The organism is Pseudomonas sp. G11 (genome assembly GCF_029457515.1).
Taxonomy (GTDB): Bacteria; Pseudomonadota; Gammaproteobacteria; order Pseudomonadales; family Pseudomonadaceae; genus Aquipseudomonas; species Aquipseudomonas gorinensis.
Window position 1 is genome coordinate 4482298 of record NZ_CP120377.1, and the last position, 16682, is coordinate 4498979.

Sequence of the window (16682 nt, forward strand, 5' to 3'; positions counted from 1 at the left end):
GCCCAGGCTCAGATCAGGATGAAGATCAACGCCAGCACTGCGAAAATCGCCCACTTCTCCAGGTAGTAGCGCGTGCGATTGCGCTTTTTCAGCTCTTTGCCACGCAGGCGAATCTTGTACAGGCGGTTAAAGGCGCGGTTCAGGCCACCGGTTTTGTCGCCGTCATCATTGGGCGAGCCGGCTGCCGCCATGACCGTGCGGCTGAACCAGCGGTTGAACGCCGCCGCCCAGCGGTATTTCATCGGTCGTTCAATATCACAGAACAAGATAAGACGGTTCTGCGCGGTGGTGTTTTCCGCGTAGTGAATATAGGTCTCGTCGAACATCACCGGCTCGCCATCACGCCAGGAATAGCTTTCGCCATCCACATTGATGTAGCAGCCGGGATCGTTAGGGGTGTCCAGACCCAAGTGATAGCGGTAGGAACCGGCATAGGGGTCGCGGTGCCGCACCAACCGGGAACCTGGTGGCAGCTCGGCAAACATGGCCGCCTTGATCGAACCGATGCTCTGCACCAGCTCAGTGGTACGCGGGCACAGCTTCATCGCCGAAGGATGACTGTCGCCGTACCATTTCAAATAGAAGCGCTTCCAACCTGACTTGAAGAACGAGTTGAAACCCACATCGTTGTACTGATCCGAGCGCTTGATCGCCCCTTCCCGCATCAGGTTCTCGCCTTCCTCGCGGATTTCCTGCCAATGCTCCTGTAACGGGCTCAGGTCCGGAAAATCGCTGGGCGACAGGAAGGGCCGGCTGGGCAGCTTGGAGAACAGGTAGAGAAAGCAGTTGACCGGCGCCAGGAAAGTCGAGTGATCGCTGAGCTGGCGGCCCAACTTATGCCGCACCCGGCCACGCAGGTGGACATACGCAATAGAGGCAACGTAGAGAGCAACAATGATGAGTTTCAAGAGATTTCGTCACAAGTCAGAAGAAGACAGGCTGCTCCTGCGTGCCCACGACGGCCGAGGATTGGATAGCAGCACCTGAAATCACAATTCACATAGACGCAGCATGATCGGCCGGGTGACAGACCGGTCATGCGCATTGGCCGTTATTTAGCCACATCTTGTAACCAAAAGTTAACTAAGATTTGTGAAAAGCTGTCTAGTGAGTGTGCTTTTGAGGGTGTGGAAGATGACGGTCGGGCATCGATCAGATCCATCCCACATCTGATAGCGTCTCAGGTGATTTAATCGTCCTCCCTTCCCAAGACCGCCTGCAATTAGCCCTTCAACAAAAAGGAATTTGTATGTCATCCATTTCAGACCCGGACTACCAAGCCCTTCAAGGTGCCTGGGAGCAAACTTCGCTCGAAGACAGCGGCGTGCTTAACCCGGTGGATGCCCATAGCGCGCCTGGTGCTATGACCACCATTACAGGCGACCAGTTCACCGTGACTACCACCACTGGAGCAATATTACTGGCTGGCCGATTCTTCCTGGACAGCAGCGCAGTGCCCAAGCGCATTACCTGGGTGGACGCCATGGGCGAAGATGCGGGTAAGCAACTGCCTGCGAGCTACCGCCTCGAAGGGGATGATTTTGTGTTCATTGCCGCAGATGAAGGCATGCCCAGGCCAACCGTCTTCACTACTGGCCCAGGTCAGACCATGAGGACCTTTGTACGCCGGCGCTAAGCGTATACACCGCGCAAACTTGCGACCGCATTTTCACGAAGCGTTCACTTCGCGGTCTATAGAGTGAAACTTACATACTCCAGTGAATCCCTTAGCCCGCCTCTACGTGCGGGCTTTTTTTGCGTGCCGAAAAGGTCGTTATACGCAGCGCTTGGTCGCTGTCAGGGTAAAGCACAAGGGCAATTGCGCCGGCTGATCCTCGTACTGATCGTAGAGTTCCTCACGATTGCAATGCGGGTATTCCTGCAAGTGGCCGATCTGCAGGCCCGCCGCAATCGCTCCGTTGACCAGGCTGCCCAGGGTATGCACGAACCAATAGGAGGTTGGACCGGTAGTTTCAGCCAGCCCTTCGTACACGATGGATTCCTGCAGCACAAAGGGCTCACGCTGAAAATAGGCGCTGGCGGGCCGCAGCGGGTCGCTCGCCCGCGGGTCGAACACCTCGAGGAACGGATGGGTTTCATACATCACCAGGGTGCCACCCGGTTTCAAGGTACTGGCAACGTGCCGCATGAACAACGCCACATCGGGCATCCAGCCCAGTACACCGATCGTCACTAAGGCGACATCGAAGCGTTCGTGCAAGCGCTCGGGTAGTTGATGGATATCGGTTTCGATGAATTCGGGGCAATGGGGCGACACGGCGGCCAGCTCTTCGGCCTGTTGCAGGAAGGCCCGGGATTGATCGACCCCGACGACCGAGCGCGCGCCCAGGCCGAACAGCGACAGGCTTTCGCGGCCGTTGTTACAACACAGTTGCACCACATCCTTGCCCTCTACGCCGACCGCTTGCAGCAGCGCGGTGATGGTCGGGTCCAGGCACGAAAACCTCGGGTTGACCACCGCGCCCAACAACGCTTTCCAGGTTGGCGTGTCTTTGTGCAGCCTGGCGGATGCATCCCAGGCGTCCTTATTGCTGGCAATTGCTTGTTGAGCCGAGGGCATGTCCATTGCATCTCCTAAGAATCAGTGCGGCAAGCTTGGGAAAATAAGCCAATTGCCTGTCAGATAAAACCCTCTGCGCTGGGGAAACTTCCCGGCAAGCCCGAAGGTCATTAAGCCAACGGGTGTCCAGTCCTTGAACACCGCTCCTCGAAGATCGCACCGTGGCCCATCACAACGACCTGCGCACCACCTTGTCCCTGGACAGCCTGAATTTCTTCCTGGCCGATGTGCGTGACGGCCTGGGACCGTACCTGGCGATTTACTTGTTGGCCGTGCACCAATGGGACCCGGCCAGCATTGGCGTGGTCATGACCCTGGCCGGGATCGCCGCCTTGATCACTCAAGGCCCGGCAGGCGCGCTGATCGATCGCACTCGCAGCAAACGCGCGGTGATCGCGGTTGCGGCGCTTTTGGTCACCGCCAGTTGCCTGATGCTGCCCTTTGTCAGTTCGTTCAGCCTGGTGGCGCTGACCCAGGCCGCCAGCGCCGTTGCAGCCTCGGTGTTTGCCCCGGCGATCTCCGCGATTTCCCTCGGCATCACCGGGCCACGGGCCTTTACCCGCCGCACCGGACGTAATGAAACCTTCAACCACGCCGGCAATGCCGTGGCTGCGCTGCTGGCCGGTGGCCTCGCCTATCTGTTCGGGCCGGTGGTGGTGTTCTACCTGATGGCGTTTATGGCAGTCGCCAGTATCGTCGCGGTCAGTTGCGTGTCGGCCAAGACGATCGACCATGAGGTCGCCCGGGGCTTCGATCCTGCCCATCACACCGCGCATGAGCAGCCATCCGGCGTGGCCGTTTTGCTGGCCAACCGGCCGTTGCTGCTGTTCGCGATCTGCTGCGCGCTGTTTCACTTGGCCAATGCGGCCATGCTGCCACTGGTCAGCCAGAAGCTGTCGCAGATCAACTTGCACATGGCCACGCCACTGACCTCGGCCTGCATCGTCGCCGCACAACTGGTAATGGTGCCGATGGCCTGGCTGGTGGGCGCCAAGGCCGACCTGTGGGGGCGCAAACCGCTGCTGCTGATCGGCTTCATGATTCTGCCGTTGCGGGGCGTGCTGTATACCTTGTCCAACGATCCCTATTGGCTGGTCGCGGTGCAGATGCTCGACGGCATCGGCGCGGGCATTTTCGGCGCGCTGTTCCCGGTGATCGTCAAGGACCTGACCCAGGGCACCGGGCGTTTCAACGTCAGCCTGGGCGCGCTGTCCACTGTGTTTGGCCTGGGGGCGGCATTGAGCAACAGCCTGGCCGGTTTCGTGGTGCAACAAGCCGGCTATAACGCCGCGTTCCTGACCCTGGCCGGTGTTGCAGCCTTGGCCTTGGCGCTGTTGTGGCTGGCCATGCCGGAGACGCTGGAAAAACCATCTTTCGCGTGCCATACAACTGTCGCCTGACATATGCGACAATGCGCGCCAAATTCCAACACACATCCCCCATTTTTTGCTCAGCGACCGGGTTTCGCGCCTTGATGTCGCTGTTGACGCATGCCTGGAGGCTCACGCCGCCACGCTCGCAACCCATTGATAGGTAAAGTAATTGATCTCCACAGCTAACATCACCATGCAGTTCGGCGCCAAGCCGCTCTTCGAGAACGTCTCGGTCAAGTTCGGCGCCGGCAACCGGTATGGTCTGATCGGTGCCAACGGTTGCGGCAAGTCGACCTTCATGAAAATCCTCGGCGGCGATCTCGATCCGTCCGGCGGCCAGGTCATGCTGGAACCAAATGTTCGCCTGGGTAAACTGCGCCAGGACCAGTTCGCCTACGAAGAATTCACCGTGCTCGACACCGTGATCATGGGCCACGAGGAGCTGTGGAAGGTCAAGGCCGAGCGCGACCGCATCTACTCGCTGCCGGAAATGAGCGAAGACGACGGCATGGCCGTGGCCGAGCTGGAAACCGAATTCGCCGAGATGGACGGCTACACCGCCGAATCCCGTGCCGGTGAGCTGCTGCTGGGCCTGGGCATTCCCCTGGAACAGCATTTCGGCCCGATGAGCGAAGTGTCCCCTGGCTGGAAACTGCGCGTATTGCTGGCCCAGGCGCTGTTCTCCGATCCTGAAGTGCTGTTGCTCGACGAACCGACCAACCACTTGGACATCAACACCATCCGCTGGTTGGAAAACATCCTGACCCAGCGCTCCAGCCTGATGATCATCATCTCTCACGACCGTCACTTCCTGAACAGCGTGTGCACCCACATGGCTGACCTGGACTACGGCGAGCTGCGCCTGTTCCCGGGCAACTACGACGAGTACATGACCGTGGCGACCCAGTCCCGCGAGCAATTGCTGTCGGACAACGCCAAGAAGAAAGCGCAGATCTCCGAACTGCAATCCTTCGTCAGCCGCTTCTCGGCCAACGCCTCGAAAGCCAAGCAGGCGACTTCCCGTGCCAAGGCGATCGACAAGATCCAGCTGGCCGAGGTCAAGCCTTCGAGCCGCGTGAGCCCGTTCATCCGTTTCGAACAGACCAAAAAGCTGCACCGCCAGGCAGTCATCGTCGATCGCATGGCCAAAGGCTTCGACGGCAAGCCGCTGTTCAAGGACTTCAGCTTCCAGGTCGAAGCCGGCGAGCGCGTGGCGATCATCGGCCCGAACGGTATCGGCAAGACCACCCTGCTGCGTACCCTGGTCAACGAACTGACCCCGGATGCCGGTAGCGTCAAGTGGACCGACGCCGCAGAACTGGGCTACTACGCCCAGGATCACGCGAGTGACTTCGAAAACGACATGAGCCTGTTCGACTGGATGGGCCAGTGGACCCAAGGCGAGCAAGTGATCCGTGGCACCCTGGGTCGCATGCTGTTCTCCAACGATGAGATCCTCAAGTCGGTCAAGGTCATCTCCGGTGGTGAGCAAGGCCGCATGCTGTTCGGCAAGCTGATCCTGCAAAAGCCGAACGTGCTGATCATGGATGAACCGACCAACCACTTGGACATGGAATCCATCGAGGCGCTGAACCTGGCCCTGGAAAACTACCCCGGCACGTTGATCTTCGTCAGCCACGACCGTGAGTTCGTATCGTCCCTGGCCACCCGCATCATCGAGTTGAGCGCCAATGGCGTGATCGACTTCAGCGGCACCTACGACGACTACCTGCGCAGCCAAGGCGTGGTGTTCTAAAAGCAGCGACCTGAAGTGGCGAGCGGGCTTGCCCCGCGTTGGGCTGCGAAGCGGCCCTAAAACCAAACACCGTGTTTTGCCTGGCAGAACGCGGTGTTTTTTATTGGGGCTGCTTCGCAGCCCAACGCGGGGCAAGCCCGCTCGCCACAACAAGCCCGCTCGCCACAGCGAACCGTCTCACTACAGCAAGCCCGCTCGACACAGCAAACTCACGCTGCCCCCGGCAAGCCTATTCATCAGCCAAATTAGTTAGGCTGCTTCCTTTTCCCCCAAGCCCTTGCCATGATGCGCTCACCGCCCGCCCGCGAACGAGCACCCATGCCTGCCGCCACCCCCAGCTCATTGTCGATCACCCTGCAGATCGTCTCCATCGTCTTCTACACCTTCATTGCCTTTATCTGCATCGGCCTGCCAATTGCGGTGATTCCAGGCTATGTGCATGAGCAATTGGGCTTCAGTGCCGTGGTGGCCGGGGTCACCATCGGCTCGCAGTACCTGGCCACCCTGCTCAGCCGCCCCATGGCTGGGCGCATGTCCGACACCGCGGGCACCAAGCGTGCGATCGTGCTGGGCTTGGCCGGTATCCTGGTCAGTGGCGTGCTGACGTTTGTCGCGACACTGATGGAAAGCCTGCCGGCGCTGAGCCTGGGCGTCCTGATTGCCGGGCGCTTGTTGCTCGGCGTGGCCCAGGGCCTGATCGGCGTGGGCACCATCAGTTGGTGCATGGGCCAGGTTGGCGCCGAGCACACCGCACGCTCGATTTCCTGGAATGGCATCGCCTCCTATGGCGCCATTGCCATCGGTGCGCCGCTGGGCGTGGTGATGGTTGCCGAGTACGGCTATACCAGCCTCGGGGTCGCGCTGTCGGCGCTGGCAGCCCTGGGCCTGGTGCTGATCCGCAACAAACCTTCGGTGCCGGTGGTACGTGGCGAGCGCCTGCCGTTCTGGGCAGTATTCGGGCGCATCGCACCGTTTGGCGCCAGCCTGTGCCTGGCCTCGATCGGCTACGGCACCCTGACCACTTTTATCACCCTGTATTACCTCAATCGCGGCTGGCAAGGCGCGGCCTACTGCCTGACGGTATTCGGTGTGTGCTTTATTGTCTCGCGCCTGGTGTTTATCTCGGCCATCAGCCGGTTTGGCGGCTTCAGGGCAGCGATCGCCTGCATGATCATCGAGACCCTGGGCCTGACCCTGCTGTGGCTTGCGCCGTCCACTGGCGTGGCACTGATCGGTGCGGGGCTGACCGGCTTCGGTCTGTCGCTGGTGTACCCCGCGCTGGGTGTGGAAGCCATCAAGCAGGTGCCCAACAGCAGCCGTGGCGCGGGGCTGAGTGCCTATGCGGTGTTTTTCGACCTGGCCCTGGCGATTGCCGGGCCGTTGATGGGCGCCGTGGCGCTGAACCTGGGTTACGGCTGGATCTTCTTCTGCGCGGCGCTGTTGTCAGTCACGGCGCTGGGCGTGACCGTGCTGCTCAAGCGCCGCGCTTACTGATCGGCCGTCTGCAAACCGGCGCGGGTGGACTGCCCCAGGGTGTGACTGAAAAAGCGCCCGGCCTCGGAGATCAGGTCGCGGTGAATGCCTTCGCGGTCGACCCCATCGGCGTCGGTGCAGATCGCCGGCATCAACGCCAGTTGATCGCTGTCGCACGGCGCCATGAATACGAAGTGCCCTGCCCCGGCCAGCAGCTTGAAGTCCGGCGGTTCCGGCAACTTGCGCGCCAGGGCGGCGGCATTCTTGTCCACCGCCACCAGCTTGTCGCCGTCGCCGCTGTAGAGCAGCACCGGCACATGCACATCGGCCAGGGTGTGGCGGCCGAACATCAAGCTCAGCGGCGCCATCAACATCAAGGCATGGATACGCGGATCGGATTGCGGCTGCAGGTCATCGCGGTCTACCACCAGTTCACCCTTGGTGGTGCAGGCATCGCGGTCTTCCGGGCGCTCCTGGCAATAGCGGCGCAGGCGGTCGAAATCAGGCTTGGCGCCCGCCAGGATCAAAGCGGTTTCGCCACCGGCCGAGTAACCAATGACCCCCACCTGATCGACGTTGACGAACGGTGACAGCATGGGGTCCGCCAGGGTCGCGGTGATCGCTTCGGAAATCTGGATCGGCCGCCCATACAGGTTGCTGACCGTGCCCAGGCGACTGTGATCCTTGTAGTTGTCGCCGGGGTGCAACACCGCCACCACCACAAAGCCCTTGCGCGCCAGCGAGGTGGCCAGGTCATGCAGGGCCAGCGGCGTGCCGGTGTTGCCGTGGGACAGCATCAACATCGGGAAGCGGCCGATGGCAATCTTGGAATCTTCGGTGGCGGCGACGCGATAAGGCCCCAGCTGCGTGCTGTGCTCGTCGTCGGTGGAGGGGTAGAACGCAACGGCTTTCATCGGCTGCAGATCCAGCGGATCGAGAAACGTCATGCGATGGAAGCCCACGCTCCAATGCGGGTGCGGTGCGGGTGCGGCGTGCACTGAAACCAGGCCGCCGAGCAGGGAAAGAACCAAAACAGCACAAAGACGCATCATGAGGATGTCCACCTTTGCTGTGCAACCACGCTCAACACCCGCGGCATGTCTGATTGAAAAGTCCATGGTTCAAGGTACTCGCACCGAGTGATATACCCATGCTGCATAACCTGGGCCAAAGTAAAGACTGCGCGCAAACGAAAAAACTCCGTACTCCGATCACTTTTCAGGCGATCAGAATACAGAGTTTAGGCGCCCGGCTTCGGATTGAAACCGGTCAACGGCGAAATTTACACAAGCCTTACGCGGCGGCGAACAATTGTTCGTTGATGAGTACGTTGGCGTCGTTCAGGGCTTTGCTGCGAGCGTCGTCGCCGTACGCCAGGCCGTGGGCACGGACGAATTCGATGTCGGTGATACCGAGGAAGCCCAGCATGACTTTGAGGTATTCCTCATGGGCTACACCCGTTGCCTGGCCAACATGCAAGCCACCGGACGTGGAGACGATGATGACTTTCTTGTTGCCGCACAGGCCTTCCGGGCCGGCTTCGGTGTAACGGAAGGTCTGGCCGGCAACCGCGATGCGGTCGATCCAGGCCTTGAGCTGGGTCGGAATGGTGAAGTTGTACATCGGCGCACCGATCACAACAGCATCGGCGGCGAGGAATTCAGCCAGGGTCGATGCGCTCAGGTCAGCCTCGTGTTTTTGCGCAGCATCACGCAGGTCAGCGGCAGTCCCCAGGGCCCCCAGGGTCGCGCCGGAGAAGTGGCTGATACCTTCGTTGGCCAGGTCGCGATAGGTGACTTCCACACCCGGCTCAGCCGCTTGCCAGGCTTTGACCACACCGGCAGTGAGCTGACGGGAAGCCGAGTTGTCACCGAGGATGCTGGAATCGATATGCAACAGTTTCATGGGAAAGCTCCAAATAAGGTCAGCGGTAAGGATTAGATGGTGTTAAGCCTACGCATGAAACCAATAGCCGATAAGGTGGTTGAAATGCGATAGTTCGTCCCACTGACAGGACAATAGGCCCATCATGCAAGACCTCAATGACCTCTACTATTTCGCCAAAGTCGTCGAATCCGGCGGCTTTGCGGCGGCCGGACGCCTGCTGGGGATTCCCAAATCGCGCCTGTCGCGGCGCATTGCCGAGCTGGAAGAACGCTTGGGCGCGCGCCTGTTGCAACGCACCACCCGGCAATTGACCCTCACCGCCGTCGGCGAGCGCTACCTGCGCCATTGCCAGGCGATGCTGCTGGAAGCGGAAATGGCCGATGAGGCCGTGGCCAGCATGTCCAGCGAACCCCGCGGGCGCCTGCGTGTCAGCTGCCCGGTAGGCATGGCCCAACACATCCTGCCGGAACTGGTCGCCGGGTTTCTCGCCGCCCACCCGTTGGTGCAACTGGAAATGACCCTGGTCAACCGTCGCGTGGACCTGGTAGCCGAAGGCATTGACGTGGCCCTGCGCGTGCGCGAGCTGGGCGATGAAGACCCGCTGCTGGTGACCAAGCGCCTGCGCCAGGCCCAGACCGTGCTGGTTGCCAGCCCCGAGTTCATGCGCAGCCGGCAGGTCAACAACCTTGATGACCTCAAGCAACTGCCGGTACTCGGCGCCCTGGAAGCCGACCGCATGGTGCACCTGCGCGTTCTCGACCCCCAGGGCAATCCCCAGGACCTGGTGATGGAGGCGCGGCTGGGCATCGACGACTTTATCGTGCGCAAGGCCAGCGCGATCATGGGGCTCGGCTTTACCGTACTGCCGATGATGTATTGCGAAGAGGAATTGGCCAGCGGCCGATTGGTACAGCTGTTGCCGCAGTGGTCGCTGCCAGGCGGCTGGCTGCAGGCCGTGTACCCGCATCGGCGCGGCGTACTGCCGGCCATTCGTGCCTGGATCGACTACCTGGAAGAAGGCTTCAAAGACTGTGGAGACCGCTTGCTATGAACATGACCGAAGCACAAGTCGCACACTTCTGCCTGAGCCTGCCGGGCGCGCGGGAAGACTACAAATGGGGCGGCGTACGGGTGTTCTCGATCGCCGGCAACAAGATGTTCGCCGTGCAGCACCTGCGCGGTGACTCGTTGGCATTCAAGGTCGACAAAGACCTGTTCCTCGGCCACGTGGATCGCCCAGGCATCCACCCGGCGCCGTACCTGGCACGCGCGCAGTGGATCATCATGAACACGCCCTACCCGTTGGGCGCCGAGGAGTTGCGTGGCTTGTTGCAGCGCTCCCACCAGCTGGTGGTGAGCAAGCTGCCCAAGCGCACGCAGATCGGGTTGTTGCTAGAGGATTGAACCCAAGGTGCCGCCCAGGAATAACTGATCCAGCCAGAACACCTGGTGCAACAGCACGATTGCCCAGAACAGCACCTGGTAAGACACCTTGCGCGTCTTGTGGCGGAACACCTGTTGGGCAATCAACGCCCCCGGCCAGCCACCCGCCAGCTCGACGGCGTGCAGGATGTTTTCCGGGGTGCGCCAGCTGTCGGTGCGCGCCTTGCGCTTGTCGTTCCAGTACAAAAAGAACGCCACTACGCTGACCACGCCATAGGCCACCAGCGGGATCACCGTTTCACCGCGCTGCCACACCAGCACCGACCCCAACAGCGGCGCCGCGCACAACAACGCGAAGATCAGCGCCTTCAGGCGCGGGTGTTGAATCGTCATGCCTTGGCCGCTGCCCAGTCGATCCAACCGAACTGCCAGGTTGCCAGGATCAGCAGGCCGAAGGCAATCCGATACCAGGCAAACACCGCATAGCTATGGCTGGCGATGAACTTGAGCAGGCCCTTGACCGCGATCATCGCGAAGATGAACGAGGTGACAAAGCCGATGGCGAACACCGGCAGGTCGGCCGGCTGGAACAGGTCACGGTACTTGTAGCCCGAATACACCGCCGCACCGACCATGGTCGGCATGGCCAGGAAGAACGAGAACTCGGTGGCGGCCTTGCGCGACAGGCCGAACAGCAGGCCACCGATAATGGTCGAGCCGGAACGCGAGGTGCCGGGGATCATTGCCAGGCACTGGGCAAAGCCCACCTTCAGCGCGTCTTTCCAGGTGATGTCATCGACGGTCTCGGCATGCACTTCGTGTTGGCGGCGCTCGGCCCACAACATGACGATGCCGCCCACTACCAGCGCCGTGGCCACGGTGATCGGGTTGAACAGGTAATGGTGGATCAGGTTGGCGAAAATCACCCCCAGTACCACCGCCGGCAGGAACGCGATCAACAGGTTGAGCGTGAATCGCTGGGCGTTGCGCTGGGTCGGCAGGCCGGTGACCACGTCGAGAATCTTGCGCCGAAACTCCCAGACCACCGCGAGGATCGCGCCGAGCTGGATGATGATATTGAACGCCATGGCACGTTCGCCGCCGAAGTCGAGCAAGTCGGCGACGATAATCTGGTGGCCTGTGCTGGAGATGGGCAGGAACTCTGTCAGTCCTTCCACCACGCCGAGTATCAATGCCTGTGCGGCGGTCCACAAATCCATACTTCCCCCAAAGGTCTTGCGCTACGGCAAGCCTCGCTAGTCTTTTTAATGGTTCACTGACAACGAGCGCACTAACGTGCCCGGTGTTGAGATTCAACGCCGGTCTGCAAAAATTCTGTGAAAAATCAGGCAGTACTCAGGTTTTCCAATTTCAGGCCGAAAGCCTATCAGACAAGCCGGAAATGTCGATGCGACGGCCACAATTATAAAAAGCACGGAGTGACAGGACGATGAACAGTTTGCGCAATATGTCGATCAGCCGGCGCCTCTGGCTGATCCTGATAGTCGCCGTGCTGATGCTGCTGACCCTGGGTTTGCTGATGCTCAAGCAGATCCATGGCGACCTTTATCAGGCCAAGCGCCAACAGACCCAGAACGTGGTACAGACCGCCAGCGGAATCCTGACTTTTTATCACAGCCTCGAAACCACCGGCGTCATGACCCGCGAAGCTGCGCAAAAACAAGCCCTGAGCGCGGTGCGCGGTTTGCGCTATGGCCATGACGATTATTTCTGGATCAACGACCTGACGCCGGTGATGATCATGCACCCGGCCAACCCCAAGCTCGATGGCCAGAACCTCTCGGCGATCCGCGACCCGGACGGCTTTGCCGTGTTCAACGAGTTCGTCAGCCTGGCCAAGACCAAGGGCGCCGGGATCATCAGCTACCGTTGGCCGAAGCCGGGGTCCGACGCACCGGTTGAGAAGACCTCGTATATCCAACTGTTCGAGCCCTGGGGCTGGATCATCGGCTCCGGCGTGTATGTGGATGATGTCCAGGCCGAGTTCAATGTGCAGGTGTGGAAAGCGTCGGGGATCGGCCTGGCCATCGCCGTGGTCATGGCCCTGCTGGTCTCGCTGATCGTGCGCAGCATCGTGCGGCCATTGCAGGAAGCCGTGAACGCCATGGGCAATATCGCCAGCGGCGAAAGCGACCTGACCCGCAGCCTCGACACCCACGGCCGGGACGAAGTCACCCAGTTGTCCCAGCATTTCAACAGTTTTACCGCCAAGCTGCGCCAGGTCGTCAGCCAATTGCAGGTCTGCGCCAATGCCCTGGGACAGTCGTCCACCGAGCTGGGCAACAACGCCTCCCAGGCCCATGACCGCAGCCAGCAACAGTCGCAGCAGATGGAGCTGGTGGCCACCGCGATCAATGAAGTCACCTACGGCGTGCAGGACGTGGCGAAAAACGCCGAGCACGCCGCCAGTGAAATGCGCGACGCCCAGGCCCAGGCACAGCAGGGCCAGGTCAATATCGACAGCAGCCTGCAACAGATCGACCAACTGTCCACCACCATCAGCCAGGCCGTGGAAGTGATCCGTACCCTGTCCAGTGAAAGCACCCAGATCGGCGGCGTGCTCGAAGTGATCCGCTCGATCGCCGACCAGACCAACCTGCTCGCCTTGAACGCCGCGATCGAAGCCGCGCGGGCCGGCGAGCAAGGGCGCGGGTTTGCCGTGGTCGCGGATGAAGTGCGCCTGCTGGCCCAGCGCACGCAAAAATCCACGGCTGAAATCCAGGCGATGATCGAGCGCCTGCAAGGTCACTCGGAAGCTGCGGTCAAGGTCATCAGCGATAGCCACAGCGCCTCGCAACTGACCATCGAACAGGCCGGCCAGGCCGGTGCCAGCCTCACCGCCATCGGTCAGGCGCTGCAAAACCTCAACGGCCTCAACGCCTCGATTGCCAGCGCCACCCTGCAACAGGCGCACGTAGTGGAAGACATCAACCAGAACGTGACCCAGGCCGCCGGGCTGTCCCACAGCACGGCGCTGGCGGCAGAACAGTCCAGCGTGGCCAGTGCGCACCTGCGTAGCCTGAGCGAGCAACTCGAAGGCTTGCTGCGCCAATTCAAGGTCTAGCGCCGTTCAACCTGTGGGAGGGGGCAAGTCGAATCGTCGCACCGCCCCTCCCACATTTGCCCTCCGGTGTTTTGAAGATTGCCTGCCTCTGGTTACAATCCCGGCCCTCTCCCACTCTCCCAAGGAACCACCATGTCCGGGCTTGAACTGTTCGCCGCCGCCCTGGGGGTGATCGCTGTCTGGCTGACAGTCAAGCAAAACCCCTGGTGCTGGCCCATCGGGCTGGTGATGGTGCTGCTCTACACTTGGGTGTTCTATGACGTGAAACTCTACTCCGACATGCTGCTGCAGGTGGTCTACGCCGCCTTGCAGGTGTACGGCTGGTGGCAGTGGACCCGCGCCGGCGAGGTCAGGCAAGGCCGCCAGGTCACCCGCCTGGGCTGGCCTGCAATCATGACCAGCCTGGCCATCGGTGCGGTCGGCAGCCTGCTGCTCGGCGCTGCCATGGCCCACTGGACCGACGCCGCCCAACCCTGGCTCGATGCCGCCCTGACTGGCTTCAGCCTGGTGGCGCAGATGTGGATGGCGCAGAAGCGCGTGCAGTGCTGGCCGCTGTGGGTCGCCCTCGATGTGATCTTCGTCGGGCTGTTTCTCTACAAAGGCCTCTACCTCACCGCCGCGCTTTACGCCTTGTTCACGGTGATCGCCGTGCAAGGCTGGCGTGAATGGCGCGCCGACCCGGCGTTGCACGCATGAAAGTAGTGGTACTGGCCGGCCCCGAATCCAGCGGTAAAAGCTGGCTGGCGAGCGAACTGCAAGCCCATTTGGGCGGGCTGATGGTGGGGGAATACGTGCGCTATTTCATCGACCAGCATCAGCGTGACACCCGCCTGGCCGACATTCCGGCCATCGCTCGTGGCCAACTGGCCTGGGAAGATGCCGCCCGCGCCGAACAACCGCACCTGCTGATCCTCGACACGCACCTGCTGACCAACAAGCTGTGGAGCCAGACCCTGTTCGGCGACTACCCGGCGTGGCTCGACGACGAACTGCTGGCCCGGCACTACGACCTGCACCTGCTGCTATCCCCGGAGGATGTGGAATGGACTGCGGATGGCCAGCGCTGCCAACCGCAATTGGCCGACCGCCAGGCGTTTTTCCAGGCTGGCCTGGAGTGGATGCAGCAGCATCGACAGGCGGTGGTGGTGATTCGAGGGGATTGGGAAGCGCGCCGCGCCAAAGCCTTCGCGGCAGTCAAACAGATACTGTAGGAGCGAGCTTGCGCGCGAAGAACGCAGGGGCACCGGATCAATCCAGAATGCCCGCGTTATCGTTGACGTTCTTCGCGAGCAAGCTCGCTCCTACAGGGAGTTGCAGCGGTTAGTAGCCCAGCGACAGCCCGGTATTACGACGCGGGTCATTGGCCCCATAGAAGCGGTTATTCCCCACTGGCTTGCCCTCCAGCGACGGTGCGCCCACCAGGATCGCGGCCAGGTGGTTGGCATCCTGAGGCCCGGCAAACTTGTGGCCCCAACTTTCGAGGATCTTCTGGGTGTCGGGGCTCACCGCGAAGGTTTCGAGGTTGGTGGTGTCTGGCATCCACTGTTGGTGGAAACGCGGCGCGTCGACGGCTTCCTGGATGTTCATCTTGTAGTCGATGACATTGAGGATGGTCAGCAAGGTGGCGGTGATGATGCGGCTGCCACCCGGCGTACCGACGACCATCACGGCCTTGCCGTCCTTGGTCACGATGGTCGGGCTCATCGACGACAACGGCGCCTTGCCCGGTGCGATGGCGTTGGCTTCACCCTGCACCAGCCCATACATGTTCGGCACGCCGACCTTGACGGTAAAGTCGTCCATTTCATCGTTGAGGATCACCCCGGTCTTGCTCGCCATCACGCCGGCACCGAACCAGTCGTTGAGGGTGTAGGTCACCGACACCGCGTTGCCCCACTTGTCGACGATGGAGTAGTGAGTGGTGTTGTTACCTTCATGGGGCGATACGCCGGGCTTGATCGCCTGGGAGTCGCCGGCCTTGTTCGGCTCGATCGCGTCACGCAGTTTCGTGGCGTAGTTTTTGTCGAGCAGATGCTCGATCGGGTTCTTCACGAAGTCCGGATCGCCGAGGTAGCTGTTGCGGTCCACATAGGCATGGCGCATCGCTTCGATCTGGTAGTGCAGGCCCTGGGCCGAGTGATAGCCCAGGTCGGCCATCGGGTAGCCTTCGAGGATGTTCATGATCTGGCAGATCACCACGCCCCCGGAGCTCGGTGGCGGCGCCGAGACCACGTGGTAGCCACGATAGTCGCACTCGATAGGCGCCAGTTCGCGGGTCTTGTACTTGTCGAGGTCAGCCTGGGTGATGATGCCTTTGCCGGCCTGGCTGGAATCCACCAACGCCTTGGCCACCCAGCCTTTATAGAAGCCGTCGCTGCCCTTGGCAGAGATTTCTTTCAACGTCTTGGCCAGGTCTTTCTGGACCAGCTTCTGGCCCACCTGCATCGGTTGGCCGTTGTGCAGGAAGATCGCGCGCAGGTCCTTGTCTTTTTCGAACTCGCCAGTGGCGGTGTGCAGCAGGTCGATATCGCCCTGTTCCAGTTCGAAGCCGTTTTCCGCCAGCTTGATCGCCGGGGCAATCACCTGGGCGCGCTTGAGGGTGCCGTATTTGCTCAAGGCCAGCTCCATGCCCGACACCGTGCCGGGAACGCCGACCGCCAGATGGCCCTTGGCGCTGAGGCCGTCAACGACGTTGCCGTCCTTGTCCAGGTACATGTCGGCGGTGGCCGCCAAGGGGGCTTTTTCGCGGAAGTCGAGGAAGGTCTTGCGCCCGTCGGCCAGTTGCACGGTCATAAAGCCGCCGCCGCCGAGGTTACCCGCCGCCGGATACACCACCGCCAACGCGTAGCCGACGGCCACGGCCGCATCCACCGCATTGCCGCCAGCCTTGAGTACATCCACGCCCACATGAGTGGCCAAATGCTGGGCGGTCACCACCATGCCATTTTCACCGGCCACCGGGGCCTGGGAGGCGGCGTGCACGCCGCTGACCGTCAACACCAGCGCAGTGGCAATTAATGTGCGGCTGAAAGGTTGGTATTTCATCCATGACTACTCTAGTTATTGAGATGCACCAAAATAGCCCGGCGCGGATTGAATCCCCAGCGCAATGGCGTTTTTATTACAGAACTTGTCGGTCACAGA

The 16682-nt window shown here is 61.2% G+C and carries 16 protein-coding genes; 9 read left to right on the forward strand and 7 right to left on the reverse strand.

All coding sequences use genetic code 11. From position 1 onward, the window contains the following. Window positions 1-8: 8 nt before the first annotated feature. Window positions 9-908, reverse strand: coding sequence for a lipid A hydroxylase LpxO (lpxO, locus tag P2T68_RS20685; protein WP_024075301.1), 900 nt, complete (start codon window positions 906-908; stop codon window positions 9-11). A 341-nt stretch (window positions 909-1249) separates the two neighbouring features. On the opposite strand from lpxO, the gene P2T68_RS20690 reads away from it, so the two are divergent. Further along, window positions 1250-1636 carry a TIGR03067 domain-containing protein gene (locus P2T68_RS20690; RefSeq protein ID WP_277378226.1) on the forward strand — a complete coding sequence of 129 codons (387 nt, stop codon included), beginning with the start codon at window positions 1250-1252 and terminating at the stop codon, window positions 1634-1636. Between the two features lie 138 nt (window positions 1637-1774). Here the strand turns inward: P2T68_RS20690 and P2T68_RS20695 are convergent, their stop codons facing one another. After that, window positions 1775-2587 carry a class I SAM-dependent methyltransferase gene (locus P2T68_RS20695; RefSeq protein ID WP_024075298.1) on the reverse strand — a complete coding sequence of 271 codons (813 nt, stop codon included), beginning with the start codon at window positions 2585-2587 and terminating at the stop codon, window positions 1775-1777. A 155-nt stretch (window positions 2588-2742) separates the two neighbouring features. Here P2T68_RS20695 and P2T68_RS20700 point away from each other — a divergent pair, with 155 nt between their 5' ends. The 3 genes from P2T68_RS20700 (at window position 2743) to P2T68_RS20710 (ending at window position 7204) form a co-directional block, all read left to right on the forward strand. Beyond that, a complete protein-coding gene (locus P2T68_RS20700) occupies window positions 2743-3981 on the forward strand; it encodes an MFS transporter (RefSeq protein ID WP_150294121.1) in 1239 nt (412 codons plus the stop codon). A gap of 142 nt (window positions 3982-4123) precedes the next feature. Continuing rightward, window positions 4124-5710, forward strand: coding sequence for an ABC-F family ATPase (locus P2T68_RS20705; RefSeq protein WP_024075225.1), 1587 nt, complete (start codon window positions 4124-4126; stop codon window positions 5708-5710). A 318-nt stretch (window positions 5711-6028) separates the two neighbouring features. Then, the gene (locus P2T68_RS20710) at window positions 6029-7204 is read left to right on the forward strand and encodes an MFS transporter (RefSeq protein ID WP_277378227.1); all 1176 of its coding nucleotides are present in this window, start codon (window positions 6029-6031) and stop codon (window positions 7202-7204) included. Here the strand turns inward: P2T68_RS20710 and P2T68_RS20715 are convergent. Together P2T68_RS20715 and P2T68_RS20720 are read right to left on the reverse strand one after the other, a co-directional pair. Beyond that, the gene (locus tag P2T68_RS20715) at window positions 7198-8235 is read right to left on the reverse strand and encodes a dienelactone hydrolase (RefSeq protein WP_024075223.1); all 1038 of its coding nucleotides are present in this window, start codon (window positions 8233-8235) and stop codon (window positions 7198-7200) included. The genes P2T68_RS20710 and P2T68_RS20715 overlap by 7 nt on opposite strands. A 241-nt stretch (window positions 8236-8476) precedes the next feature. Then, a complete protein-coding gene (locus P2T68_RS20720; RefSeq protein WP_024075222.1) occupies window positions 8477-9088 on the reverse strand; it encodes an FMN-dependent NADH-azoreductase in 612 nt (203 codons plus the stop codon). A 124-nt stretch (window positions 9089-9212) separates the two neighbouring features. Between P2T68_RS20720 and P2T68_RS20725 the strand changes: the two genes are divergently transcribed. Both P2T68_RS20725 and P2T68_RS20730 read left to right on the forward strand, forming a co-directional pair. Then, on the forward strand, window positions 9213-10121 hold the full coding sequence (locus tag P2T68_RS20725) for a LysR substrate-binding domain-containing protein (RefSeq protein ID WP_168233227.1): 909 nt from the start codon (window positions 9213-9215) through the stop codon (window positions 10119-10121). Next, the gene (locus P2T68_RS20730) at window positions 10118-10474 is read left to right on the forward strand and encodes an MmcQ/YjbR family DNA-binding protein (RefSeq protein ID WP_024075220.1); all 357 of its coding nucleotides are present in this window, start codon (window positions 10118-10120) and stop codon (window positions 10472-10474) included. The genes P2T68_RS20725 and P2T68_RS20730 overlap by 4 nt, the downstream gene beginning before the upstream one ends. On the opposite strand, the gene P2T68_RS20735 is transcribed toward P2T68_RS20730, so the two are convergent. Both P2T68_RS20735 and P2T68_RS20740 read right to left on the reverse strand, forming a co-directional pair. Continuing rightward, entirely contained in the window at window positions 10463-10846 is a 384-nt protein-coding gene (locus P2T68_RS20735; protein WP_024075219.1) for a DUF1294 domain-containing protein, read from the reverse strand. The genes P2T68_RS20730 and P2T68_RS20735 overlap by 12 nt on opposite strands. Continuing rightward, complete coding sequence (locus tag P2T68_RS20740; protein WP_024075218.1) at window positions 10843-11673, reverse strand: undecaprenyl-diphosphate phosphatase; 831 nt, start codon at window positions 11671-11673, stop codon at window positions 10843-10845. The genes P2T68_RS20735 and P2T68_RS20740 overlap by 4 nt, the downstream gene beginning before the upstream one ends. A 230-nt stretch (window positions 11674-11903) precedes the next feature. Between P2T68_RS20740 and P2T68_RS20745 the strand changes: the two genes are divergently transcribed. The 3 genes from P2T68_RS20745 (at window position 11904) to P2T68_RS20755 (ending at window position 14749) form a co-directional block, all read left to right on the forward strand. Beyond that, complete coding sequence (locus P2T68_RS20745; protein ID WP_024075217.1) at window positions 11904-13538, forward strand: methyl-accepting chemotaxis protein; 1635 nt, start codon at window positions 11904-11906, stop codon at window positions 13536-13538. A gap of 132 nt (window positions 13539-13670) precedes the next feature. After that, on the forward strand, window positions 13671-14234 hold the full coding sequence (pnuC, locus tag P2T68_RS20750) for a nicotinamide riboside transporter PnuC (RefSeq protein WP_024075216.1): 564 nt from the start codon (window positions 13671-13673) through the stop codon (window positions 14232-14234). Further along, complete coding sequence (locus P2T68_RS20755) at window positions 14231-14749, forward strand: AAA family ATPase (RefSeq protein WP_277378228.1); 519 nt, start codon at window positions 14231-14233, stop codon at window positions 14747-14749. The genes pnuC and P2T68_RS20755 overlap by 4 nt, the downstream gene beginning before the upstream one ends. Window positions 14750-14858: 109 nt before the next feature. Here P2T68_RS20755 and ggt read toward each other — a convergent pair whose 3' ends face one another. Continuing rightward, complete coding sequence (gene ggt / locus P2T68_RS20760; protein WP_024075214.1) at window positions 14859-16583, reverse strand: gamma-glutamyltransferase; 1725 nt, start codon at window positions 16581-16583, stop codon at window positions 14859-14861. Window positions 16584-16682 lie beyond the last annotated feature (99 nt).

Bases quoted from the DNA above. Each gene is read 5' to 3' on its own strand.
- P2T68_RS20690 (WP_277378226.1), top strand. From the start codon at position 1,250: ATGTCATCCATTTCAGACCCGGACTACCAAGCCCTTCAAGGTGCCTGG.
- P2T68_RS20695 (WP_024075298.1), bottom strand. From the start codon at position 2,587: ATGGACATGCCCTCGGCTCAACAAGCAATTGCCAGCAATAAGGACGCC.
- P2T68_RS20710 (WP_277378227.1), top strand. From the start codon at position 6,029: ATGCCTGCCGCCACCCCCAGCTCATTGTCGATCACCCTGCAGATCGTC.
- P2T68_RS20715 (WP_024075223.1), bottom strand. From the start codon at position 8,235: ATGATGCGTCTTTGTGCTGTTTTGGTTCTTTCCCTGCTCGGCGGCCTG.
- P2T68_RS20720 (WP_024075222.1), bottom strand. From the start codon at position 9,088: ATGAAACTGTTGCATATCGATTCCAGCATCCTCGGTGACAACTCGGCT.
- P2T68_RS20725 (WP_168233227.1), top strand. From the start codon at position 9,213: ATGCAAGACCTCAATGACCTCTACTATTTCGCCAAAGTCGTCGAATCC.
- P2T68_RS20730 (WP_024075220.1), top strand. From the start codon at position 10,118: ATGAACATGACCGAAGCACAAGTCGCACACTTCTGCCTGAGCCTGCCG.
- P2T68_RS20735 (WP_024075219.1), bottom strand. From the start codon at position 10,846: ATGACGATTCAACACCCGCGCCTGAAGGCGCTGATCTTCGCGTTGTTG.
- P2T68_RS20740 (WP_024075218.1), bottom strand. From the start codon at position 11,673: ATGGATTTGTGGACCGCCGCACAGGCATTGATACTCGGCGTGGTGGAA.
- P2T68_RS20745 (WP_024075217.1), top strand. From the start codon at position 11,904: ATGAACAGTTTGCGCAATATGTCGATCAGCCGGCGCCTCTGGCTGATC.
- pnuC (WP_024075216.1), top strand. From the start codon at position 13,671: ATGTCCGGGCTTGAACTGTTCGCCGCCGCCCTGGGGGTGATCGCTGTC.
- P2T68_RS20755 (WP_277378228.1), top strand. From the start codon at position 14,231: ATGAAAGTAGTGGTACTGGCCGGCCCCGAATCCAGCGGTAAAAGCTGG.
- ggt (WP_024075214.1), bottom strand. From the start codon at position 16,583: ATGAAATACCAACCTTTCAGCCGCACATTAATTGCCACTGCGCTGGTG.